Consider the following 22,249-nt stretch of genomic DNA (forward strand, 5'->3'; position numbering starts at 1 on the left):
GCTTTGCCTTCGGCTTCCTCCAGATTCGCGGTCGCCCGCGACACCCTTGCCGTTCAGCTAACTCTTCCCCTCGCCGGGCGAGTAGAGGACTTTCACCTCCAAGTGAGTGCGCCCTGCCGGGCGCACATAAAAAAAAGAGCCGCCCGTTGCGGCCCCCCCCACGATGTCACCGTTGCCGGCGAGTCGGTAGCCGGCATAGTAATCGGTAGCGGCAATCGTGGTGACGCCGTATTTGATTTCGGCGTGAGCCGATTGCGAGAGGGTCAGCGCGGCCAGCAAGCTGGCTAGCAGAAGGGGGCCGGAGCGTCGAGTCGATTTAAACATGCTTTATCCTTGGGTAAATGGAAATTAGCATGGTACGCAATAATTGTTATCGAAACATTATATTTATTTTTTTACAATGTTACATTGTGTGAGTAAAATCAGGATTTCTCCATATAAGCTTGAACAGGAATTGCCTTCTCCACATCCAACTCTCTGCATGCCAAAGACCTCGCCCGCCGCTAGGCGCTGGACGGCAAGCTGGACCAGCCCAAGGCGCGCGCCGACTTGTTCCGCGCACGGCTGGCCTGACCCGCCCCGTTACTCGTATTTGGCCGCCAGCCGCTGCCACTCGGGATCGTCCTTGAGCTGGCGGATCACCGGGGCGATCTTTTCATAGATCGCCGCCTTGGCGTGCGGCACCAGGAAGCGCCGCTCGGTGGCGCGCGACGGCAGCTCGTGCAGCTGGAATTTGTCGGCCTCCACCGCGTGCACCTTCAGGTAGTAGCGCACGACCGACTCGGCGGCGGTGACGCTGTCCACCCGTCCGAACCGCAGCTTCTCCAGATTATTGTCGTCGCTGATGGCGTCGCTGCGGACCAGCCCCTGCTGGTGCATCCACGCTTCCAGGTCGGGATAGCTGTAGCCCAGCACCATGCCCACCGTGCGGCCGCTCAGCGCCCCCGGCTTGGACACGCTGAATGCCTGCCCAGCAGGCAGCACGATCACATAACGGTCGATATCGAACGGCACGGTCCACAGGTATTTTTTCTGGTCGACGTCGTTGAACCAGTGCGGCATCATGCCGATGACGATGCCATCCAGTTCGCCTCGCTCGACTTGCAGCTGCAAGCGCTTGCGCGGCAGATAGATCAACTTGAAACTCAGCGGGCCGAGTTTTTTGCGATTCAGGTAATCGACCAGGTCGGGATAGAGGCCGCTGCTGTCGCCGACCATCAGCGGCGCGACACGGGCGCTGGTGTAGACGTTGACGACCTCCCCCTGCGCCGCTCCGTGGAGCACGCCCAAGCACAGCATCGCCAGTGCCGTCAGGAACTTTTTCATACTTGAAATATAGCACGCCACAGCACGGTCCGATTTAAGCCCGTCCCAACCTTGCCGCCGCAAAGGGCCCCGCGGGGCCCTTTCTTCGTTTTAGGACTGGGCGAAGGCCAGGAAGTCGGCGTTGAACTGGTCCTTGTGGGTGTCGGTCAACCCGTGCGGCGCGCCGGCGTAGACGATCAGCTTGGCATGCTGGACGATGGCGGCCGAGGCCTTGCCGGCGGCGGCTATCGGCACGATCTGGTCGTCGTCGCCGTGGATGATCAGCGTCGGCTTGTCGAATTTCTTCAAATCGTCGCGGAAGTCGGTTTCCGAGAAGGCCTTGATCGAGTCATAGGTATTCTTGTGGCCGGCCTGCATGCCTTGCGCATACCAGGCCTGGATGATGCCCTGCGACGGCTTGGCGCCCGGACGGTTGTAGCCGTAGAACGGACCCGAGGCGATATCCAGGTACAGCTGCGCCCGGTTGGCCACCGAGCCGGCGCGGATGCCGTCGAACACTTCCATCGGCAGGCCGCCCGGATTGGTCTCGGTTTTCAGCATCAGCGGCGGCACCGCCGAGATCAGGCCCAGCTTGGCGACGCGCCCGGTGCCGTGGCGGCCCACATAACGCGCCACCTCGCCGCCGCCGGTCGAAAAGCCGGCCAGGATGATGTTGTTCAAGTCCAGCGCTTCGATCAGCTGCGCCAGGTCGTCGGCGTAGTGGTCCATGTCGTTGCCGTCCCAGGGCTGGCTGGAGCGGCCGTGGCCGCGGCGGTCGTGGGTGATGACGCGGAAACCATTGTTGGCCAGGTGGAAGGCTGCCGACTCCCAGCTGTCGGCGTTCAGCGGCCAGCCATGGCTCAGCACCACCGGCTGGCCGCTGCGTGGGCCCCAATCCTTGTAGTAGATCTCGACGCCGTCGCGGGTGGTGATGGTGCTGTTGGTCGTTTGGGTAGCGTTGTTCATGATCTTCTTCCTTTTAGTCGATGTGTGGATAACAAGTGTTGTGCTAAAGTTCCCGGCACGTTTGGCCTTGCGATGGAATGAATCTTAGGCCTGCCGGCGCGTTTGCGGAACAGACAGCCCTGCAAGCCCACTTTGCAAAAACGCAGGCCCCCAACCCGACACCGCCCATGCCCCCAAGTACCGACTTCGACTGGAACGACATCCCGCTGATCCTGGCGCTGGCCCGCAGCGGCAGCATGAGCGCCACCGGCCGCCAGCTGGGCGTGGACGCCTCGACCATCAGCCGCCGCATCGCCGCGACCGAAAAGTCGCTCAAGCTGCGCCTGTTCATCCGCGATAACACCGGCTACCAGCTGACCGACGCCGGCCAGGTCTTCGTCCAGCACGGCGAAGCGGTGTACGGCAACGTCCAGAGCATGTTGCAGGCCTCGTCGCAGGAGGCCGACGCCACCGCCGGCCCGGTCAACATCACCTCCATCGACTTCCTGTTCGACTACTGGCTGCTGGAACACGTTCCCGCCCTGCACGCCCAGCATCCGCAGCTGCAACTGACGCTGCAGGCGGAAAACCAGAACCTGTCCTTCACCCGCCGCGAGGCCGACTTCGCCCTGCGCCTGGGCAAGCCGGGCGAGGACGCGGCGCTGGTGATGCGCAAGCTGGGCGACCTGGGCTTCGCCGTCTACGGCCACGCCCGCTTCGCCGACACGCCGCGCGCCTGCTGGGGCACCCAGCCGTGGATCGCCTACGACGACGCCCTGGCCGCCACCGGCGAGATGCGCTGGCTGGCGCAGATGGACCCGCAACCGCGCATCGTGCTCAAGGTGAACAGCCTGAGCACGATGGTGCGCGCCTGCCGCGCCGGCGTCGGCATGGCGCTGCTGCCCTGCATCGTGGGACGGCAGGAGGGACTGGAGCGCATCGGCGGCGGCGTCGAGGTACAGCGCGACATCTGGCTGCTCAGCCATCGCGACGCCGGCTCCATCGCCCGCTTCAAAACCGTCTCCGCCTGGCTGTCCCAGCTCTACGCCGGCAGCCAGGACCTGCTGTGCGGCGCGCTTTCACACCGCTAATCCGCATTCTGACCCCTCGTTTTAGCAGTTCGTCACATCCCGGTGGATGTACAGGGGGCCCTTGTCTATAGTTCACTCAACGCAAGACAAAACGCAGTGAAACTAAGCACCCAAGGAGCTCAAAATGAACATCGCTAAAAACATGGAAGCCATCTTCGTCGCCGCAATCGTCGTCGCCAGCGCTACCTCGTTCGCCACCGCCGCCGTACCGGCCATGCACAGCGCAGCCCCAGTGGCAGCAGTCGCCGCCAAGGCCGACACCACGAAAATGCAAGTGGTCACCGTCAGCGCCAAGCGCCTGACCGCCGCCGAAAAAGCCGCACTGTAATCGACGACTAATTCACGCTGAACGACGGAGCGCATGATGAAAAAATATCTGAAGGCTGCGATGCTGGCCACGGTACTGAGCAGCGGCGCCAGCGCCGCGCTGGCCGCCGATGTGACCAGCGAAACCCGCAGCGTCGATGCGCGCGCCGTCAACATCGATCTTGATGGCGTCATCAGCCTCAAGGTCAAGCAAGGTCCAGTCGCGTCGCTGACTCTATACGGAGAGGCTGACGCGCTGAAAAAAGTGACGGTGGAGCAGACGGGTGACACCCTGCACATCGGCACCAGCAAGGCCCGCAGCGGCTTCACTTTCGGCTTCGGAAGAAAGCAAGACCTGCGGGCGGAACTGACGCTGCCAAATCTGCACCAGGTGGTGTCGGGCGGCGTCGGTTCCACCGAAGTGTATGGCTTCAGCGGCGACAACCTGCGCCTGGCGTTGGACGGCGCCGGCTCGGTCAAGGTCAACGCCCAGTACCGCAACGTCGATGTGAAGCTGGGCGGCGTTGGCAGCATGACCGTCAACGCCGGCAACAGCGACAACGTCGACCTGAATTTGCGCGGCACCGGCCACATCGAAATCACCGGCCAGACCAAGCAGCTGCACGCCAGCCTTGGCGGCGTCGGCGGCCTCGATGCGGAGCAGCTGCGCGCCGACACGGTGGAAGTCACGATGTCAGGACTGGGGAGCGCGTCGGTGTACGCGAAGACCAGCGCGAATATGAAGTTATCGGGCATGGGTTCGGCCAAGGTGTACGGCAACCCGGCCAATCGTAGCGCCAGCGCCCGCGGCATGGGCAGCATCAGCTGGCAGTAAGGAATGCGGTAGTCCGCAGCAGGAAACACATGGGTGTGTTTTTACCGTCCGAGAGGCTCACTCCTCCCGGACGGTTTTTTTTTACTTCAGATAGCGGGCCTGCACGGCATCGCGCCCCAGCACGATGCGCATGTCGGCGTAGACCGACTTGCCGTTCTGCGCTTGCAGCGGCAGGCCCAATCGCTGCGCCAGTGTTTGCGCCAGAAGCTGCTGGTCGCGCTGGTACTCAATGCGGCTGACCGGCACCACGAACGGCTTCAGATTGGTCAGGCGCGTGGCCTTGATGCCTTCCGCGTCCAGCGTGCGCGCCAGCCGCGCGGCCGCGCCGGCAACGCCGTTGCCGTTGCTGATCTCCAGCTTGACGCCTTGCGCCACCGGCGCCGCTTCAGCGCCGGCGGCCACGCGCAGCACTTCCACCAGCGCCGCGCCGATCTTCCTCACTTCCGTGCGCGGCATCGAGGCGTCGACGACGGCCGCCCCGGCCTGCGCTGCGCCTTCCTTCAACAGCGCGTAGTCGCGCTGCACGTCATGCGCACGCAAGGTGGCGGCTTGCCTGAACATGGTCGCCGCCCGTTCGCGCTCGCCGCCCGCCTCCAGCGCGGCGCCCAGCTGCTCCCAGCGCGATGCCTCGGTCGGCTCCTGCAGGCAGGCCTGCTCCAGCGCGGTGACGGTGCCGGCTTGCCGGTCCGTCTCCGGCGCGGGCGCCGGGGCCATGCCGCTGCACGCCATCAGCAACGCGCCGGTGCATGCGGCGCCCAGTGTACGTTTCATCATCGCCTCCTATTTTCCCAACATGCTCGGCAGCATGCGGTAAATCTGTATGCCGGCGGGGCCGATCAGCACCAGCATCAAGGTCGGAAAAATACAGAAGATCAGCGGGAACAGCAGCTTCAACGCGATCTTGGCGGCGACTTCCTCGGCGATCAGGCTACGCTTGGCGCGCAGATTATCCGAGTGGACCCGCAGGGATTCCCCCATGCTGGTGCCGAAACGTTCCGACTGTATCAGCATCGCCACCAGCGTATCGACATCATCGACGCCGCTGCGCAAGGCCAGGTTGCGCAGCGCCTTCTCCTTGCTGAAACCCGCGCGCATCTCCATCAACGCCAGTTGCAACTCCTGCGCCAGCGCCACGCTCTTGATGTGGATCTCACCGGCCACCTTGGCCATGGCGCGGTCCAGGCTCAGCCCAGCTTCCACGCAGACCGTCAACAGGTCCAGCGCGTCGGGGAAGTTTTCGAAAATCTCGCGGCAACGGCCGGCCGCCCTGCGCGACAAGATGACGTTCGGTATGTAGTAGCCGGTGGCCGCCGTCATCAACAGCAGGTAGATGAAACCCTGGTTCAGCGTATGCTCCAGCGCGGCGGCGCCCAGCCCCGCCAGCAGGGCCGGGAGCCCCAGCGCCAGCAGCGTCTTGGCGGCGAAGTACAGCGACGGCGCCGACGCGCTGCGCCAGCCCGCGTTCATGAAACGGGTGCGCAGCGGCGAGCGCTCCCAGCCCTCCTCCGGCAGCGACAGCCGCGAAAACGGTTGCGCCGCCTGCGCGACCTTTTCTATCCAGCCGCCCTCTATCGGCACCGACGATTCCGACTTGCCGATAAAATCACCTAGCCGCTCACGTATCGGCACCGATGAAAAACCGAGAAACGCCACCAGCGCCACGCCCACCACCACCGCGAACACGATAACGAGAAAACCTATCTGCCGGATATCCATGCCGCGCTCCTCACACCCGTATGTGTATCACTTTGCGCATCCATATAACGCCACCAGCGGCCATCGTCAGCGCGTACCACGTCAGCGTCACTCCGGCCGGATCGGTCCACAGCACCTTGACGTAAGCGGGATTGGACAACATCATCAGCGCCAGCACGCCCAACGGCAGCAGGCCCAGTATCCACGCCGACATCCGGCCCTCGGCCGACATCACGCGCACCTGCGCAAGCAGCCGCAGGCGGGCGCGTATCAGGCGGCTGATGTTGCCCAGGACTTCGGCCAGGTTGCCGCCGGATTCGCGCTGTATCAGCACCGCGATCACCAGGTAGCGCAGGTCGGTCAGCGGCACGCGCATCGCCAGGTTGTGCAAGGCTTCGTTCATCGGCACGCCGTAGTTGATCTCTTCGTAGGCGAACTTGAATTCGCCGGCGATCGGCTCCGGCATTTCCTCGCCCACCATCTGCATCACGTTGGCGAAGGAGTGGCCGGCGCGCAGCGCCCTGCCGAGAAAATCCGCGGCCTCCGGCAGCTGTTCCTCCAGCTTGACCAGGCGCGCGCGCCGGGTGCGCATCAGCAGCGCCCAGGGCAGCGACAGTATCATCGCCAGCATGCCGCTCGCCGCCAGCGTGGGCAACTCCAGCATGGCCGGCAACAGCAGCGCCGGCGCCAGCAACGCCAGCACGCTGCCGAGGAACTGCGCCACCGACCAGCGCACGCCCGCTTGCAGCAGCAGTCGATCCAGCAAAGCCAGATGCTTGAAGCGGCGCAGGATTTTGTCCAGCGCCGGATGGCGGCTGTAGCTGCGCTGCTTGAGGATATCGATCCGCTCGCCGCCGCGCTCTCCGCGCGCCGCCATCAGCCGCAGGCGCTTGGAGATGCGCTGCGCGCCGCTGCCGTGCGCGCCCGACCACCACAGCCAGGCGCCTTCGATCATCAGGATCACGGCCGCGAACAGCAGCACCGCAAAGGCGGAGAAGATCGCATCCATGCCGCTACTCGTAGATCTTGTCGGGATCGAACACCGAATCGGCCACCGGCACGCCGAACATGCGCAGGCGGTCGGCGAAGCGCGGCCGCACGCCGGTGGCGGAGAAGCGGCCCAGCACCTTGCCGTTCGCATCCACGCCCTTTTGCTCGTAGCGGAAGATCTCGTGCATGGCGATCACGTCGCCCTCCATGCCGGTGATCTCCTGCAGGCTGACCAGCTTGCGCGTGCCGTCGGTCAGCCGCGACACCTGCATCACCACCGTCACGGCGGAGCAGATCTGCTGCCGCGTGGCGCGCGGGGTCAGGTTCAAGCCTGTCATGCCGACCATGTTCTCCAGCCGCGACAAGGCGTCGCGCGGGGTGTTCGAGTGGATGGTGGCCAGCGAGCCTTCATGGCCGGTGTTCATCGCCTGCAGCATGTCCAGCGCCTCCGGCCCGCGCACCTCGCCGAGGATGATGCGGTCCGGCCGCATGCGCAGCGCGTTGCGCACCAGCGAGCGCTGATTGACCTCGCCCTTGCCTTCGATGTTGGGCGGCCGCGTCTCCAGCCGCACCACATGAGGCTGGCGCATCTGCAGCTCCGCCGCGTCCTCGATGGTGACGATGCGCTCCACCGCCGGTATAAAGCCGGACAGCAGGTTCAACATGGTGGTCTTGCCGCTACCGGTGCCGCCGGAGATCAGGATGTTGACCTTGGCCTGGCCCAGCGCCTTCAGCACCTCCATCATCGGCGGCGTCAGGCTGCGGTAATCGAGCAGGTTCTGCACCGTCAGCGGATTGACCGAGAAGCGGCGTATCGACAGGATGGGGCCATCGATCGCCAGCGGCGGAATGATGGCGTTCACGCGCGAGCCGTCCGGCAGCCGCGCATCGACCATCGGGCTCGATTCGTCCACGCGACGGCCCACGCGCGAGACGATCTTCTCGATGATCTTCATCAGGTGGGCGTTGTCGTTGAAGGTCACGTCGGTCAGCTCCAGCCGGCCGGCGCGTTCGACGTAGACCTTGGCGCAGGTGTTGACCAGGATGTCGGACACACCGGGATCGGCCAGCAGCGGCTCCAGCGGCCCGAAGCCCAGCATCTCGTGCTGGATGTCGAGCACCAGGCTATGCCGCTCGTGCTGATTGAGCACGATGCGCTCTTCCTCGATGATGCGCTGGACCAGCAGCGCCAGCTCGTGCTTGAACTGCTCGGGCGTCAGCCGCTTCAGGCGTTCCAGGTCGATACGGTCGAGTATCGTCTGGTGCATGCTCTTTTTCAGCTCCTGGTAGGCCGATGCCGCCAGTCCCGGCAGGCCGCCGATAATCAGGCTTTGGCGGCTGTCGTCCGCAGTCGCCAGTCGTTCACGTAGGCTCATGTCATTCTCCGTTGTCGTTGCGACCGAACAGGCGGTCGAACAGGCCTTTGCTTTCGGCCACCCGGCGCGCCGTCACCTGCTCCACCAGCTCGGCGAGGCTGCGCGCCACCGCGCTGCTGCGCGACAGCTGCAGCACCGGGATGCCCTGGTTGACCGAATCGGTGGCCGACAGATAGTCGTTCGGCACCGTGTGCACCACCTCCGCGCCCAGCGCCTGCTCCAGGTCCATCAGGCGCAACTTGCCGCCCTTTTCGTAGCGGTTGACGATCAGGCGCGTGCGCTCGCTCGGGTAGCCCAGCGAGCGGAAGATGTCCAGCAGGCGGCGGCCGTCGCGGATGTCCGGCAGCGCCAGTTGCAGCACCGGGTGGATGGTGTCCGCCTGGTCCAGCGCGCGCAGCGAGATGGCGTCGATCTGGCGTCCGACATCGAGCACGATGAAGTCGTAGTGCTGGCGCGCCACGCGCAGGATGGTGTCCATGTGCTCCGGCTTCATGTCGACCGCGTGGTTGGGATCATCGGCCGCCGCCAGCACGCCGAAGTTGGACGCCACGTGCACCAGGCAGGAATCGAGGAAGGAGCCGTCCATGCGGCCGATCTGCGCGCAGATGTCGGACAGCGTCATCGCCGGCTTCTGGTCCGACACATACAGCGTGGCGTCGCCGAACTGGCCGTGCAGGTCGATCAGCAGCACCTTCTTGTCGGCCAGAGCGGCCAGCGCGTAGCCGAAGTTGGTCGACAAGAAGGTCGCGCCGCTGCCGCCCTTGCAGGAGATGAAGGCCAGCACCTTGCCCTCGCGCGTCTGGCTGACACCGGCCGCCACTTCGATGCGGCTCATCGTTTCATGGAAGGCGCTGTGCACCAGCGGCAGTTGCAGCACCTCGCGGATGCCGGCGCGCATGGCGCGGATCAGCAGGTCCTGCTGCGGCTCGCGCGTCAGCAGCATGAAGGAGGACGATGGATACAGCTTGCTGAGGCGCTCGACCAGTTCTGCCTCGTCCGCGCCCACATCGCTGGCGTCGACAATCACCAGCTCCGGCGTCTCCGGCAACTGGCGTTCGACCGCGTCGCGCAGACCGTTGCGCGACGCCACCAGCTGCATGGCGGGCAAGCGCGCGGAGCCCTGGGCGGCGACTTCGGCGTGCAGCAGGCTGTCCCTGCTGATCATCAGTGCTTTCATGGTCACTCCTCACTTGGCGCCGCTGACGCCGATGGTAAATGCGGACGGCTGCGGCGCGGGATCGCTGCTGGCCTTCTGGTAGCGCTCAAACGCGGCGTGCGCGGCGCGGCCATCCATGCCGGCCACCGGGTCGCCGTTGCGGCCGGCGTCCGTGTCGATCACCTGCTGCGCCAGCGTCACGCGGGCGATCTCGCCGAAGTGGCGGTCCCATTGCGGCGTGGTGGGCGTGAGCGGCAGGGCGCAGGAGGCCAGCGTGCATGCCAGTGGCAGGCTAAGTAAGTATCGCATCGTCGTATCCTGTTTATTTGTGGTCGGTGCTCTGGGCCTGCGGCCCTTCCATGCGCCCTTCGAGGAAGAGCTGGGCGCGGCTCGGTGTAGTGACACTGTCGGTCGGCAGCTTGTAGTTCGGCGGCAGCGGCTTGACCAGGTGCGGCGTCACCACGAACAGCAGCTCGGTGCGGTCCTGCTGGAAGTCGGTGCTGCGGAACAGCGCCCCCAGCACCGGCAGCTCGCCCAGCACCGGCAGGCCGCGGATGTTGGTGGTCTGGTTGTTGCTGATCAGGCCACCGATGGCGAAGCTCTGGCCGTCGAACAGTTCGACCGTGGTGGCGGCGCGGCGCGTGGTAATCAAGGGCAGGATGGCGCCGCCCGAGAAGCCGGCCGCCGAGATGCCGATGCCTTCGCGCGACAGCTCCGACACCTCCGGCGCGACCCGCAGGTTGATGCGGCCGCCGGCCAGCACGGTGGGCGTGAAGTGCAGGCCGATGCCGAACTCCTTTTCCTCCAGCGTGATCTTGTTGTTGTCCTGCGCGACCGGCACGAAGATCTTGCCGCCCGCCAGAAAGCTGCCTTCCTGGCCGCTGATCGCCATCACCGTCGGTTCTGCCAGGATGCGCACCAGGCCATCCTGCTTGTCGGCGGCGATGCCGACGTGGTTGCCCGTGGCCTTGCCGCCGCTAAGCAGCCCTTTCAGCGTGCCGCTGATGAAGTTCGAGGCCAGCGTGGTGCTCCAGCTGCCGCCGCCAAAGCTCAGTGACAGCCCGGTCTCCAGCTTGTCCAGCAGCGTCTTGGAGACCTCGGCGATTTTCACCTCCAGCATCACCTGCTGCGGCGCGCCGACATTGAGGAAGTTGACGATGCGCGTGGCGCCCGCAGCGGCGGCTGCCGCCTGCGGCGCGGCCGGTGCCGCAGGCGCGGCGCCACCGGCCGCGCCCCCCTTGTCGCCCTTGGCCGCCTCCAGCGCCTGCGCCGGACGCCGCACGAACGCGGAGGCCAGTTCCAGCACGCGCGCCGCCGTCGGCGCATCATCGACCGTGCCGCTGATGACCAGCGTGTCGCCGGCCGCGCTGACGTGGATGTCCTTCTGCTCCGGCATCAGCGCGGCCAGGGCATTCTGCAGTGCGGTGGGATCGATGCCGACCACCACCTCGATCACGTTACACATGCCGCTGCGTCCCTGCACGATCATATTGCTGCTGCCGATGTCGACGCCGACCACATACAGCGTGTCCGGCGCCACCAGTATCGCTTGCAGCACGGCGGGATTGCCGACGCTGCGCGCCAGCACCGCTTCCGGCATGCGCATCAGCGTCGACTTGCCCAGCGCGAGCGTCAGGTTGCCCGGCGTGGCCGCCTGGCCGCTGCACCGCAGGCTGACGGCGTCGCGGCCCTGCGACGCGTCCGGCGCAGAGCGTCCGGCGCCGGGGACGGTGGCCGGTAGGGTCGCGGCGGCGTTCGCGGCGGCGGCCGTTGGCTCCAGGCCAGCCATCGCCAACAACAGCGTCGCGTATCGTAGCGTCGTCATGGCCGGCTCACAGACATTCCTGCGTGCGCTGCACGCCGGCGATCACGCCGACGCAGGCGCGGGCACGCGGTGCGGCATGCGCCAGTTGCGGGCGTGGCTGGGCAGCGGCTGCGGACGTCGCCACCGGTGGCTCCGCCGGCGCCCTGGCGATGCCGAGCAAACTGGTTTTGGTGGCGCCGTCCGTCACGCCGGGGCGTGGATCGACCTGGTTGCGCAGCACCAGCGACAGCGTGCCGACGCTGCGCGCCAGGTCGATGTTCTCTGCCTGCGCCGGCGTCACCTCCAGCGTGACGGCGTTGACCACGCGCGGCTTGGTTTCGTCGCGCCCCACTTCCTGCGCCACGGCCAGCACCAGTATCCGTTCCAGCACGATCTTGGAAATCGCGTTCTCGTTGCCGGTGGCGGCGGCCTGCGTGTTGACGAGGATGTCGACAAAATTCCCCGGCAGCGCAAAACCGGCCACGCCCACCACGTCATTGACGCGCACCGTGATGGCCCGCTTGCCCTCCGAGATCAGCGCCGACAGGCCGCCCAGCGTGCCGGCCGGCGCCAGCTTGGCCTCGCTCAAAGGCTCGTCGCGCAGCACGCTGGTTTTCAGCACGCGTCCCACCAGCTTGGAGCCGTCGCGGATGGCGCCGCGCGGCAGGCTGTCGGCCGGCCAGTCGATCGCCTTCAGCATCTCCGGCGTCAGGCGCTGGCCGAGGTTCACATCGGTGGCGGCGACGATGATCTTGTTGGCCGACGTCGGCGTCTGGCGCAGCAGCCAGCGCGAGGCCAGCACCACCGCCACCAGTCCCAGTACGATGGCCAGCGCCATCATCATCAGTGCGCGCCGGTTGTTCATGCTATGCGCCGTTGCAGTTGGTCGATGGCGTCGGCCGGCGCCGCAACGCCGGTGGCGAACATGCTGATCCAGGCTTGCTCCAGCGTCTCCAGGCTGACGCGCGCGGGCTCGCCCAGGAAGCCTGCGAAGTCATTGACGCGACCTATAATCTCGCGCGGGTAGCAGGCCAGCAGCGGCAGGCCACTGCCGGCATGCAGCTCTTCGATCAGGTAGCCCAGCGCCGCCTCGTCAAGCGCCACGCCGGCGGCGACGCACTGCTGGCGAAACAGGGTGCGGTACTTGGCCGACTCCAGCGGCCCGACCGGGATCTTGTAGCCGACCCGGCGCAAGGCCGCTGCGTCCAGCAGCGCCTCCGGCGCCAGGCTGGTGGCGAACACCAGCTGCATGCGGCATGGCACGCTGAAGTGACAGCCGCCGGCCAGCGCCAGCTGGCTGCGCTCCAGTTCCCGCGCCTGCGAGAAGCGGTTCAGCAGATCGGCGGCGGCCATGCGCTGCCGGCCCAGGTCATCGACGATCAGCAAGCCGTTGTTGGCCTTCAGCTGCGGCGGCGCGCGATAGCAGCCGCTATGGCTGTCCGCCTGCAGCTCCAGCATGTCGGCGCTCAGGTCGGCGTCCAGCGCCACCACGGGCCGCGCGCACAGCACCCAGCGCGGATCGCCGCTGCGGCGCTCCTGCGCCTGCCGCAGCTGGCGCAAATGCTGCGGCGCCGGCGCGCGGTGCAGCAGCGCATCGTAGACCTGGACGATCTCCTGCCCCACCACCAGCGCGTGCGGCACCGCGATCACGCCTTGCAGCAGGGCGCCCAGGCGGTGCGCCAGCATCGACTTGCCGCTGCCCGACGGCCCATGCAGCAGCACCGTGCGGCCGGCGTGCATGGCCGCGCCCAGCATGCGCTGCACGGCGGGACTGAGGAAGTCGTCGGCGAATTCGGCGGCCAGTTCGTCGGCGCACAGCTGCGGCGCCTGGGCGGCCTGGCGTTCGACCATGGCGCGGTAGGCGTCCAGCGTCACCGGCGCCGGGCCGACGTAGGCGCAGCGGTCCATCCAGGCGCCGGCGCGCAGGCGGCCGGCCGAGGTCAGCTGGTACTGCACGTCGATGTCCGAATCGCCGCGCCATGCCACTTCAACCACGTGCTCGGCCACCATGAACTCCAGCGCTTCGCGCAGCACATTGATCGACAGGTGCAGCCGCGTGGTCAGCACCGGCAAGTGGATTTTCCCGGTGATGAAGATGGTCTTGGCGATCAGTTCGACGATCAGCTGTTGCGGCAAGCCGCTGTCGCGCACCGTCTTCGGTTGGGCCGGCAGCAGCTCGGCGGGATCGGCATGGAGGGCGGAGGAAGGCGATTCTACGGCGAGCATGACGATCTCCAGCGGTGAAATTAGTTACGTTGAGGAATCAAGTCTATCGGTCCGTGCTTTGTGGATATTGACGCGCAGCAAATTCGTGGCTAGCGGTCGGTCAGCGATGCGCCAGCGCCACCACCGCTATCGTGGCCAGCGCGATCGCCAGGCCGTAGGGCATGCCGCCGACGCTGGCGCCTGGCGCCAGCGGCACCGCTTGCAGAGGCATGCCCAGGCTGCGCAGCAGCAGCGGTTTGCTGATCGCCACCACGTTGCGCCAGCCTTCGCGCCAGCGGCCGTTAAACAACAGCATCAGCAGACCCATCAGGCCGCCGATGAGCGTGGCCAGCACCGCCACCTTCAAGGCCATCAGCGGGCCGACGAAGCTGCCGACCATGGCCATCAGCTTGACGTCGCCGGCGGCCATGCCGCGCAGCAGATACAGGGGTAGGAATAAAAAAAGGCCGGCCACGCTGCCGGCCGCCCACTGCGTCAGCGGCGCCCAGTGCAGGCCGCCCAGCATGTGCAGCATCAGCGCCAGCAGCAGGCCGCTGAGGATCAGCACATTCGGGATCTTGCGCAGGGCCAGATCCGTCACGGCCGCTTGCGCAACCAGGCAGATCAAGATCACTTCGATCGGGTTCAACATGACGGCCTCTCCGGCGTAAGGCTTTCCAGCCAGACTGCGGCTGGAAAGCCGGGTGGTTACGCGCCGGTGATCTTCGCGGCGAGGTTGGTGAAGGCAGTGTTCAGCCCTGTGTTCAACAAAGAGAAGACGGCAATGATCGCCGTCGCCATGGTCGCCGCGATCAGGCCGTATTCAATGGCGGTGATCCCGTCTTCGTCGTGTGCGAACACCTTTGCAGCTGCAATAAGCGAGTTCATGATTTACTCCTGGATTAAGTCAAAAAAAGTACCCCTGGCGCAATTGGCTGACTTCCAAATCGCCAGTGCCGCGCCATTAAGGCTTACTATACGGATCGGAGTTTTCCGAGAGTTGACTTGACGCAAGCTTTCCATGTGGCATTATTTTCATGGGTTTGATGAAAATGTGCGCACGGAACACACTTCATGGCTGGCTTATGTCAAACTGCATCAGTTTCCTGGCCGGTAAGCTGGAACGGGTACTCCAGCTGTCGGAAAAAGGTCGCATACAGTTGCATGGAATGTTTTTTTTCGCACACATGAATTGCCTTGATTGCAAAAAGCTATTATCCTGCTTAGCTGTTCTTTGGAAAGGCCCCGTGTTGCAGCTTCACCGTGCGCCTGACTATCAAAGAGATTGGCTTGATAGGCGTGAACGAAACGTGGCTAGACACAAGGTTGTGTGATTATTTTCCAGAGAAGAAAATGGATTCCCTACTGAAACACATGGTGGACATGACCGGCCACCGCGATCACACGATGCTCGACATCTCCGTGATCTCGGCGGTGCAGGAGCTTGCACGCGCCAGCCAGGTCCGCGTTCTGACGCTGGCCACAGTCAGGGGCAAGACCTTTGTCCGCCCGCGCACCATCATTTGCGCCGGCGAAGCGGCGCGCATGGTCGACACCACGGACCTGCACAATCCCGGCGAACCCATCGAAAACATCCCGGCCCTGGCCGAGTGCCTCGCCAACCACGAATCGGGCGCCGACGTCGCCAACGAGGCGGGCGAGCACACGCTGTGGCTGCCGATCTGGCTGGGCGACAAGGCCGACACCTGCCTGGAAATCGTCAATCCGACGCCGTACACCAGCGACACCATCCACGTCATCGGCGGCATCGTCAGCGTCTACCGCAATTTCCAGAACCTGCTGGACTACAGCGAACGCGATTCGCTGACCGGCCTGCTCAACCGCAAGACCTTCGACGACCAGCTGGCCAAGATGCTGGCCGCCAGCACCGAACAGGATGCCCTCACGCTGCCGGGCGAGCCGGAGCGCCGCAGCCACCACGAGCAGGAAAAACAATGGCTGGCCGTGGTCGATGTCGACCATTTCAAGCACGTTAACGACCGTTTCGGCCATTTATACGGCGATGAGGTCCTGATCCTGATCGCCAACCTGCTCACCTCCTCGTTCCGCGCGCAAGACCGCGTGTTCCGTTTTGGCGGCGAGGAATTCGTCGTGCTGCTGCGCTCGACCACCCTGGACAACGCCAAGAAGATCATCGACCGCTTCCGCATGAACGTGGCCTCGCATGATTTCCCGCAAGTGGGCAAGGTGACGGTCAGTGTGGGGTTTGTCAGCATCAGCGCGCTGGAGGCGCCGGTGATCATCCTGGGACACGCCGATCAGGCGCTGTACTACGCGAAAAGCCACGGCCGCAACCTGGCCTGCCATTACGACGAGCTGGTCGATGGCGGCATGCTGCAGGCGATTGAATCCAACGATACCGCCGAGTTCTTCTAAACCCCGGCCCTCAAGCGAGGGTCAGGAAGCGCATGGGATCGACATTCCACTTGCTGGGCGATTCGTGGCCGACGATCTTGTCGCCGCCGCCAAAGCCCAGTCCCCGCGACAAATCGACGGTTTCCGGCTTGATGTAGAGATTTTGCTTGGTGTTGAAGAAAACATTGACCTTGGGCGCCAGCAAATTGGTCTCGTGTGGCTCAATCACCACACCCAGGCGTCCGGACTCCAGCATCACCATGGTGCCAACCGGATAAATCCCTACGCAGCGCATAAATTCCTGCGCGTACTGCGGATTGAAGTGGAACTTGCTCCATTCATAAATCTTGCGCAAGGCCGCCGCCGCCGACATGCCCTTGTGATAGCAGCGATCCGCCGTAATGGCGTCGTACACGTCGACAATCGCCGCCATCTGCGCCAATTCGCTGATGCCGTCGCCCGCCTGTTTGTTCGGATAGCCGCTGCCGTCGCGCCGTTCATGATGGTGCAGCGTGATGTCCAGCGGTATCGGACCGATTTCCGGCGATTGCAGCAAGATGTTGTAGCCATCCTGGGGATGACGCTTGATGATGGCGAATTCCTCGTCCGTCAGCGGACCGGGCTTGTTCAGGATGGCGTCCGGCACCAGCGCCTTGCCGGTGTCGTGCAGCAGCCCGCCCAGGCCGGCCTGGTGGGTCCTCTCGGGGTCGAAGCCGCGCGAACGGCAAAATGCCACCAGCAGCGTACAGACGCTAACCGAGTGCAAAAAGGTGTAATCGTCTTTGTTCTTGATGCGCAGCAAACCAACCAGCGCACCTGGGTTGCGCAAGATGGATTCGGTGATATTCTGCACCACCGGCTGGACTTGATCGAGTTCGATGGCTTTGCCCAGGCGCGCATCCTGCATCACGGTGCGCACCAAGGTCGATGCCTGGTGGCGGATCTGCACCGCGCGCTTCATTTCCTCGCCCAGCGAAACGCGGGTGATGACCGGCGCCTTGGCGACGATTTCCACGATTTCGCGTTCGGTCGCCGCCTGTGCCTCGTCGAGCGACGGCGCGTCCTGCACGTCCAGCCCTTTGTTGTTGTCTATGACAACGTCATGGATGCCGGCATTGATGATCTTGCGGATTTCGTCTTCGCTGGAGATCAAAAAACGGTTGCGGACGAACGGATGGGTCATCCAGTCGCAGCTCAGGTCATGTATGTACATGCCCACTTTTAGCTGCGAAGAGTCGACTTTCTTTAACATACTGGTACCCACTTTTAAATGGCTGGAGACAGCGGAAAGTGCTGATGCCAGTATAGCAAATAGTTTCCTATCAGGATTAGATTTACAGGTGCTACCATTTGTTTGTCTAGGTTAACAGTCTCCTCACGCCATGGAATTACGCCAACTTCGTTACTTTGTAGCTATAGCAGACCACGGTTCGCTGTCGCGGGCGGCCGTGGTGCTGCATGTTGCGCAACCGGCACTCACGCAACAGTTAAGGCAACTGGAAGAGGAACTGGGCGTGCAATTGCTGCACCGCTCGGCACAAGGCGTGCTCAGCACGGATGCCGGCAAGATCTTCTACGAACACGCCCAGGCCATCCTCAAGCAGGTGGCGGACGCCCGCTCGGCCGTGGCGCAGTCGGCCGAACGCCCCAGCGGCGCGGTCACGCTGGGACTGCCGCACAGCATATCCGGCGCACTGGCGCTGCCGCTGTTGACGGCAACGCGCGCCCAATATCCCGAAATCACCCTGCAACTGACGGAAGAACTGACCGGCAACCTGAGCGAGCAGCTCAAGTCCGGCCGCGTCAACCTGGCCGTGCTGTTCGACGACGGCCAGCTGGCCCAGTTCGCCACCACGCTGCTGGTCGAGGAAGAGCTGCGCTTCATCTGTCGCGCCGATGCGACTTATGCGCACGGTGAGCAGGCACTCACCTTGACGCAAACGCTGAAAACCACGCTGATCCTGCCCGGCCTGCAACATGGCGTGCGGCCGCGCATCGAAAGCGTGGCGCGCGAGGCCGGACTGACGCTGGGCAACGTCATCGAGATCAATTCCATCGCCATCCTCAAATCCGCCATCCTGGCCGACATGGGCGCCACCATCCTGCCGTCCGCGCCCGTCCTGGACGAGCTGGAGCGCGGCGCCATGCGCTCCCACCGCATCCACAGCCCGTCGATTTCACGCACGGTGGTGTTGTGCGCCTCCAAGAATATTCCGCTGACCAACGCTGCGGCGGCGGTCAGCCGGCTGGTGCAGCAAGTGAGCGCGCAGTTGTGCGCCGGCGACACCTGGCCGGGCGCGACCGCCATCGGCTGAGCCCTCTCCCTTAGTCATCACTTTTTCTTATACCCCCATCGGCAATCCGTATTTCCGTATACGTCAACTAGCGCCCATACTCTGCTACAAAGCGGGTTTTTTAAGCCTAAAATACCTGCAACGCCGCTAACCATGCGGCCCATGGCCTGATCCTGGCGCGCCTACCCGGCGCCACCAAGTTTGGGCGCGATCTGACACAAAACCGGAGACACCACCATGCCCGATACCACGGCACACGGCCCAGCAACGTCCACCAGAGACGCCGCCCCATCCCGCCTCACCACCGTCAGCCTCGACGACAAATACACCGCGATCAAAGGCGACATCTTCCTGTCCGGCATCCAGGCGCTGGTGCGCCTGCCGATGATGCAGCGCGTGCGCGACCAGGCGGCCGGCCTGAACACCGCCGGCTTCATCTCCGGCTACCGCGGCTCGCCGCTGGGCGGCCTGGACGAGAACCTGTGGAAAGCCCAGCCGCATCTGCAAGCGCACCATGTGCAATTCGTGCCGGGCGTGAACGAGGATCTGGCCGCGACCGCCGTCTGGGGTTCGCAGCAGGTCGACCTGATCGGCGAAGCCAAGTACGACGGCGTATTCGCCATGTGGTACGGCAAGGGCCCTGGCGTGGACCGCTGCGGCGACGTCTTCAAGCACATGAACCATGCCGGCACCTCCAAGCATGGCGGCGTGCTGCTGGTGGCCGGCGACGACCACGGCGCCTACTCGTCGACGCTGCCGCACCAGTCGGACCACCTGTTCTCCGCCTCGATGATCCCGCTGCTGTATCCATGCAATGTGCAGGAATACCTGGACCTGGGCATCCACGGCTGGGCCATGTCGCGCTTCTCCGGCTGCACGGTGGCCTTCAAGGCATTGGCCGACACGGTCGAATCGTCGGCCTCGGTCGATGCCGATCCGTTCCGCGTCGAAGTCAAGATCCCGCACGACTTCGTCATGCCGGAAGGCGGCCTGAACGCGCGCCTGTCCAGCATCCCGCTGGGTCAGCAGGCGCGCAATCAGGAAGCGCTGATGCAGGACTACAAAATCTACGCCGCGCTGGCCTATGCGCGCGAGAACAAGCTCAATCACACCACCATCACCAGCCCGAACGCCAAGCTGGGCATCATCGCCTCCGGCAAATCCTACCTGGACGTGCTGGAAGCGCTGGAAGAACTGGGCATCGACGAGAAGATGGCGGCCGACGTCGGCCTGCGCCTGTTCAAGGTCGCGATGCCATGGCCGCTGGAACCGGACAGCGTGCGCGAATTCGCGCAGGGCCTGGACGAGATCCTGGTGGTCGAAGAGAAGCGCCAGATCGTCGAGTACCAATTGAAGGAACAGCTGTACAACTGGCGCGACGACGTACGTCCGCGCGTGATCGGCAAGTTCGATGAAAAAGGCGAATGGGTCGCCCCGCGCGGCGAATGGCTGCTGACCTCCAAGGCCGACTTCTCGGTGTCGCAAGTGGCGCGCGTGATCGCCTCGCGCGTCAAGCGCCTGATCTCGGACCCGGTCACCTGCGACCACATCAAGGCCCGCCTGACCTTCCTCGACGCCAAAGACGCGGTGCTGAAGAAAGCCATCAACACCCCGTTCCGCCCCGCGTTCTACTGCTCCGGATGCCCGCACAACACCTCGACCAAGGTCCCTGAAGGCAGCCTGGCGCTGGCCGGCATCGGCTGCCACGTGATGGCGACCTCGATCTACCCCGAGTTCAACAAGCTGACCACGCACATGGGCGGCGAAGGCGCGCCGTGGATCGGCCAGGCCGCGTTCTCGAAGATCCCGCACGTGTTCCAGAATCTGGGCGACGGCACCTACTTCCACTCCGGCTACCTGGCGATCCGCGCGGCCGTGGCGGCCAAGGTCAACATGACCTACAAGATCCTCTACAACGACGCGGTGGCGATGACGGGCGGCCAGCCGGTCGACGGCATCACCTCGGTGCCGATGATCGCGCAGCAGATGGCCGCCGAAGGCGTCAAACGCATCGCGCTGGTCACCGAAGACCTGAGCCGCTACACCGACCGCAGCGCGCTGCCATCGATCGTCAGCCTGCACGACCGCAAGGACATGGACGCGGTGCAGCGCGAGCTGCGCGAAGTGGGCGGCGTATCGGTGCTGATCTACGACCAGACCTGCGCGGCCGAGAAGCGCCGCCGCCGGAAGAAGGGCGAATACCCCGACCCTGCCAAGCGCATGGTCATCAACGAAGCCGTGTGCGAAGGCTGCGGCGACTGCGGCATCCAGTCCAACTGCACCTCCATCCTGCCGAAGGAAACGGAGTTCGGCCGCAAGCGCACCATCGACCAGTCGTCCTGCAACAAGGACTACTCGTGCGTGAAGGGCTTCTGCCCGAGCTTCGTCACGGTTGAAGGCGGATCGCTGAAGAAGACCAAGACCGGCGTCACCAAGGACAACGCCGACGACGGCTTCGGCGCCCTGCCGGAACCGGTGCTGCCATCGTGCGAGCAGCCGTACAACATCCTGATCAACGGCATCGGCGGCACCGGCGTGATCACCGTCGGCGCGCTGATGGGCATGGCCGCGCACCTGGAAGGCAAAGGCGCATCGGTGCTGGACATGACCGGCATGTCGCAGAAAAACGGTTCGGTCACCTCGCACGTCAAAGTCGCGAAGACCCCGGCCCACCTGCGCGCGCAACGCATCGCCACCGGCGAAGCGGACGTGATCCTGGGCTGCGACATGCTGACCGCCGGCGCCGCCGATGCGGTATCGAAGATGCGTCCGGGCCGCACGCTGGCCATCGTCAACCTGCACGAGCAGCCGCCAGGTACCTTCGCGCAGAACGCCGACTGGCAGTATCCGGTGGCCGAAGTGCGCGCGCTGATCGAGGAATCGGTCGGTGCCGGCGCCGCCGATTTCATCGACGCCACCAAGCTGGCCACCGCGCTGATGGGCGACTCCATCGCCGCCAACCTGTTCATGCTCGGTTATGCATGGCAGAAGGGCCGCATTCCGCTCAACGAGGCATCGCTGCTGCGCGCGATTGAGTTGAACGGCGTCGGCATCGCGTCCAACAAGAAGAGCTTCCTGTGGGGCCGTCGCGCCGCCGTGGACCTGAAGCGCGTCGAACGCGTGGCCATGCCGACGCAGGCGATCGTGATGCAGATGCCGCAAAGCCTGGAGAACGTCATCAACAAGCGCGTCGAGTTCCTGACCGCTTACCAGAACGCCGCCTACGCTTCGAGCTACGAGCAGCTGGTGTCGCAGGTGCGCGCGAAGGAAACCGCTCTGGGTCTGGGCAACAAGCTGTCCACCGCCGTCGCCAAGTACGCCTTCAAGCTGATGGCCTACAAGGACGAATACGAAGTGGCGCGCCTGTACACCGACGGCCGTTTCGTCGAGCAGCTCAAGCAGCAGTTCGAGGGCGACTTCTCGGTCAAGTTCAACCTGGCGCCGCCGATGTTCGCCAAGAAGGACGCCAAGGGCCATCTGGTCAAGGCGGAATTCGGTTCGTGGATGTGGAGCGCGTTCAAGCTGCTGGCCAAGTTCAAAGGGCTGCGCGGCGGCGCCTTCGACATCTTCGGCTACACCGAGGAGCGCAAGATGGAACGCGCGCTGATCGTCGAATACCGCGATCTGGTCAATTCGCTGATGGACCAGCTGTCGCCGGAAAACCACGCCACCGCCGTGGAACTGGCCGGCCTGCCGGAAAAAGTGCGCGGCTTCGGCCACGTGAAGGAAAAGGCTGTCGCCACCTTCCGTACCGAGAAGGCACGCCTGCTGGCGCAATTGGCCCAGCAGCGCGCCGCTTGATTGAGACCTGACCCCGCAACCCGGACGCGGGGTCAGACCCCATGCGGGGTCTGCCCCCTGTTTGCCGCAG

21 protein-coding genes are annotated in these 22,249 nt (G+C 64.7%); 6 read left to right on the top strand and 15 right to left on the bottom strand.

Annotated elements, in window-relative coordinates; all coding sequences use genetic code 11:
* Nucleotides 1–57: 57 nt before the first annotated feature.
* From KVP70_RS05900 to KVP70_RS05910, 3 genes are all read right to left on the bottom strand, one after another.
* Complete coding sequence (locus tag KVP70_RS05900; RefSeq protein ID WP_217941188.1) at nt 58–324, bottom strand: hypothetical protein; 267 nt, start codon at nt 322–324, stop codon at nt 58–60.
* Between the two features lie 258 nt (nt 325–582).
* Nucleotides 583–1,326: a substrate-binding periplasmic protein gene (locus tag KVP70_RS05905; protein WP_217941190.1), complete on the bottom strand. Its 744-nt coding sequence runs from the start codon at nt 1,324–1,326 to the stop codon at nt 583–585.
* A gap of 90 nt (nt 1,327–1,416) precedes the next feature.
* Nucleotides 1,417–2,271, bottom strand: a complete 855-nt coding sequence (locus KVP70_RS05910; RefSeq protein WP_217941191.1) for an alpha/beta fold hydrolase — start codon at nt 2,269–2,271, stop codon at nt 1,417–1,419.
* 167 nt (nt 2,272–2,438) lie between these two features.
* On the opposite strand from KVP70_RS05910, the gene KVP70_RS05915 reads away from it, so the two are divergent.
* From KVP70_RS05915 to KVP70_RS05925, 3 genes are all read left to right on the top strand, one after another.
* Nucleotides 2,439–3,341 (top strand): LysR family transcriptional regulator, encoded by a 903-nt coding sequence (locus tag KVP70_RS05915; RefSeq protein ID WP_217941193.1) that lies wholly within the window; start codon nt 2,439–2,441, stop codon nt 3,339–3,341.
* Between the two features lie 124 nt (nt 3,342–3,465).
* Entirely contained in the window at nt 3,466–3,669 is a 204-nt protein-coding gene (locus KVP70_RS05920; protein WP_116991086.1) for a hypothetical protein, read from the top strand.
* 36 nt (nt 3,670–3,705) lie between these two features.
* The gene (locus KVP70_RS05925) at nt 3,706–4,482 is read left to right on the top strand and encodes a GIN domain-containing protein (protein WP_217941194.1); all 777 of its coding nucleotides are present in this window, start codon (nt 3,706–3,708) and stop codon (nt 4,480–4,482) included.
* 81 nt (nt 4,483–4,563) lie between these two features.
* Here KVP70_RS05925 and KVP70_RS05930 read toward each other — a convergent pair whose 3' ends face one another.
* From KVP70_RS05930 to KVP70_RS05980, 11 genes are all read right to left on the bottom strand, one after another.
* Nucleotides 4,564–5,253: a LytR C-terminal domain-containing protein gene (locus KVP70_RS05930; RefSeq protein WP_217941196.1), complete on the bottom strand. Its 690-nt coding sequence runs from the start codon at nt 5,251–5,253 to the stop codon at nt 4,564–4,566.
* 9 nt (nt 5,254–5,262) lie between these two features.
* Entirely contained in the window at nt 5,263–6,198 is a 936-nt protein-coding gene (locus KVP70_RS05935) for a type II secretion system F family protein (RefSeq protein ID WP_217941198.1), read from the bottom strand.
* Between the two features lie 10 nt (nt 6,199–6,208).
* Nucleotides 6,209–7,186 (bottom strand): type II secretion system F family protein, encoded by a 978-nt coding sequence (locus tag KVP70_RS05940; protein ID WP_217941199.1) that lies wholly within the window; start codon nt 7,184–7,186, stop codon nt 6,209–6,211.
* A gap of 4 nt (nt 7,187–7,190) precedes the next feature.
* Entirely contained in the window at nt 7,191–8,543 is a 1,353-nt protein-coding gene (locus KVP70_RS05945; protein ID WP_217941200.1) for a TadA family conjugal transfer-associated ATPase, read from the bottom strand.
* A 1-nt stretch (nt 8,544) separates the two neighbouring features.
* On the bottom strand, nt 8,545–9,720 hold the full coding sequence (locus KVP70_RS05950) for a CpaE/TadZ family protein (RefSeq protein WP_217941201.1): 1,176 nt from the start codon (nt 9,718–9,720) through the stop codon (nt 8,545–8,547).
* Between the two features lie 9 nt (nt 9,721–9,729).
* Nucleotides 9,730–10,008: a hypothetical protein gene (locus tag KVP70_RS05955; RefSeq protein WP_217941202.1), complete on the bottom strand. Its 279-nt coding sequence runs from the start codon at nt 10,006–10,008 to the stop codon at nt 9,730–9,732.
* A gap of 13 nt (nt 10,009–10,021) precedes the next feature.
* Complete coding sequence (locus tag KVP70_RS05960; RefSeq protein ID WP_217941204.1) at nt 10,022–11,524, bottom strand: type II and III secretion system protein family protein; 1,503 nt, start codon at nt 11,522–11,524, stop codon at nt 10,022–10,024.
* A gap of 7 nt (nt 11,525–11,531) precedes the next feature.
* Nucleotides 11,532–12,368, bottom strand: coding sequence for a Flp pilus assembly protein CpaB (gene cpaB / locus KVP70_RS05965; RefSeq protein WP_217941205.1), 837 nt, complete (start codon nt 12,366–12,368; stop codon nt 11,532–11,534).
* Nucleotides 12,365–13,729, bottom strand: a complete 1,365-nt coding sequence (locus KVP70_RS05970; protein ID WP_217941207.1) for an ATP-binding protein — start codon at nt 13,727–13,729, stop codon at nt 12,365–12,367. Before KVP70_RS05970 ends, cpaB begins: the two co-directional genes overlap by 4 nt.
* Before the next feature lie 100 nt (nt 13,730–13,829).
* Nucleotides 13,830–14,360 carry a prepilin peptidase gene (locus KVP70_RS05975; protein WP_217941208.1) on the bottom strand — a complete coding sequence of 177 codons (531 nt, stop codon included), beginning with the start codon at nt 14,358–14,360 and terminating at the stop codon, nt 13,830–13,832.
* Between the two features lie 56 nt (nt 14,361–14,416).
* Nucleotides 14,417–14,596, bottom strand: coding sequence for a Flp family type IVb pilin (locus tag KVP70_RS05980; protein WP_026334821.1), 180 nt, complete (start codon nt 14,594–14,596; stop codon nt 14,417–14,419).
* Between the two features lie 465 nt (nt 14,597–15,061).
* Here KVP70_RS05980 and KVP70_RS05985 point away from each other — a divergent pair, with 465 nt between their 5' ends.
* Nucleotides 15,062–16,105, top strand: a complete 1,044-nt coding sequence (locus KVP70_RS05985) for a GGDEF domain-containing protein (RefSeq protein ID WP_217941209.1) — start codon at nt 15,062–15,064, stop codon at nt 16,103–16,105.
* 10 nt (nt 16,106–16,115) lie between these two features.
* On the opposite strand, the gene KVP70_RS05990 is transcribed toward KVP70_RS05985, so the two are convergent.
* Nucleotides 16,116–17,336, bottom strand: coding sequence for an HD-GYP domain-containing protein (locus tag KVP70_RS05990; RefSeq protein WP_217941211.1), 1,221 nt, complete (start codon nt 17,334–17,336; stop codon nt 16,116–16,118).
* 130 nt (nt 17,337–17,466) lie between these two features.
* Between KVP70_RS05990 and KVP70_RS05995 the strand changes: the two genes are divergently transcribed.
* Both KVP70_RS05995 and KVP70_RS06000 read left to right on the top strand, forming a co-directional pair.
* Nucleotides 17,467–18,399: a LysR substrate-binding domain-containing protein gene (locus tag KVP70_RS05995; RefSeq protein ID WP_217941212.1), complete on the top strand. Its 933-nt coding sequence runs from the start codon at nt 17,467–17,469 to the stop codon at nt 18,397–18,399.
* 216 nt (nt 18,400–18,615) lie between these two features.
* On the top strand, nt 18,616–22,179 hold the full coding sequence (locus KVP70_RS06000; protein WP_217941214.1) for an indolepyruvate ferredoxin oxidoreductase family protein: 3,564 nt from the start codon (nt 18,616–18,618) through the stop codon (nt 22,177–22,179).
* Nucleotides 22,180–22,249: the final 70 nt, after the last annotated feature.

The sequence above is a fragment of the Duganella violaceipulchra genome (assembly GCF_019166075.1).
Taxonomy (GTDB): domain Bacteria; phylum Pseudomonadota; class Gammaproteobacteria; order Burkholderiales; family Burkholderiaceae_D; genus Rugamonas; species Rugamonas violaceipulchra.

Excerpts from the sequence above, each read along its gene's own strand:
- KVP70_RS06000 (WP_217941214.1), top strand. The coding sequence starts at position 18,616 with ATGCCCGATACCACGGCACACGGCCCAGCAACGTCCACCAGAGACGCC.
- KVP70_RS05990 (WP_217941211.1), bottom strand. The coding sequence starts at position 17,336 with ATGTTAAAGAAAGTCGACTCTTCGCAGCTAAAAGTGGGCATGTACATA.
- KVP70_RS05920 (WP_116991086.1), top strand. The coding sequence starts at position 3,466 with ATGAACATCGCTAAAAACATGGAAGCCATCTTCGTCGCCGCAATCGTC.
- KVP70_RS05940 (WP_217941199.1), bottom strand. The coding sequence starts at position 7,186 with ATGGATGCGATCTTCTCCGCCTTTGCGGTGCTGCTGTTCGCGGCCGTG.
- KVP70_RS05950 (WP_217941201.1), bottom strand. The coding sequence starts at position 9,720 with ATGAAAGCACTGATGATCAGCAGGGACAGCCTGCTGCACGCCGAAGTC.
- KVP70_RS05915 (WP_217941193.1), top strand. The coding sequence starts at position 2,439 with ATGCCCCCAAGTACCGACTTCGACTGGAACGACATCCCGCTGATCCTG.
- KVP70_RS05910 (WP_217941191.1), bottom strand. The coding sequence starts at position 2,271 with ATGAACAACGCTACCCAAACGACCAACAGCACCATCACCACCCGCGAC.
- KVP70_RS05935 (WP_217941198.1), bottom strand. The coding sequence starts at position 6,198 with ATGGATATCCGGCAGATAGGTTTTCTCGTTATCGTGTTCGCGGTGGTG.
- KVP70_RS05900 (WP_217941188.1), bottom strand. The coding sequence starts at position 324 with ATGTTTAAATCGACTCGACGCTCCGGCCCCCTTCTGCTAGCCAGCTTG.
- KVP70_RS05975 (WP_217941208.1), bottom strand. The coding sequence starts at position 14,360 with ATGTTGAACCCGATCGAAGTGATCTTGATCTGCCTGGTTGCGCAAGCG.
- KVP70_RS05930 (WP_217941196.1), bottom strand. The coding sequence starts at position 5,253 with ATGAAACGTACACTGGGCGCCGCATGCACCGGCGCGTTGCTGATGGCG.
- KVP70_RS05985 (WP_217941209.1), top strand. The coding sequence starts at position 15,062 with ATGGATTCCCTACTGAAACACATGGTGGACATGACCGGCCACCGCGAT.
- cpaB (WP_217941205.1), bottom strand. The coding sequence starts at position 12,368 with ATGAACAACCGGCGCGCACTGATGATGATGGCGCTGGCCATCGTACTG.
- KVP70_RS05970 (WP_217941207.1), bottom strand. The coding sequence starts at position 13,729 with ATGCTCGCCGTAGAATCGCCTTCCTCCGCCCTCCATGCCGATCCCGCC.
- KVP70_RS05980 (WP_026334821.1), bottom strand. The coding sequence starts at position 14,596 with ATGAACTCGCTTATTGCAGCTGCAAAGGTGTTCGCACACGACGAAGAC.
- KVP70_RS05960 (WP_217941204.1), bottom strand. The coding sequence starts at position 11,524 with ATGACGACGCTACGATACGCGACGCTGTTGTTGGCGATGGCTGGCCTG.
- KVP70_RS05955 (WP_217941202.1), bottom strand. The coding sequence starts at position 10,008 with ATGCGATACTTACTTAGCCTGCCACTGGCATGCACGCTGGCCTCCTGC.
- KVP70_RS05945 (WP_217941200.1), bottom strand. The coding sequence starts at position 8,543 with ATGAGCCTACGTGAACGACTGGCGACTGCGGACGACAGCCGCCAAAGC.
- KVP70_RS05925 (WP_217941194.1), top strand. The coding sequence starts at position 3,706 with ATGAAAAAATATCTGAAGGCTGCGATGCTGGCCACGGTACTGAGCAGC.
- KVP70_RS05905 (WP_217941190.1), bottom strand. The coding sequence starts at position 1,326 with ATGAAAAAGTTCCTGACGGCACTGGCGATGCTGTGCTTGGGCGTGCTC.
- KVP70_RS05995 (WP_217941212.1), top strand. The coding sequence starts at position 17,467 with ATGGAATTACGCCAACTTCGTTACTTTGTAGCTATAGCAGACCACGGT.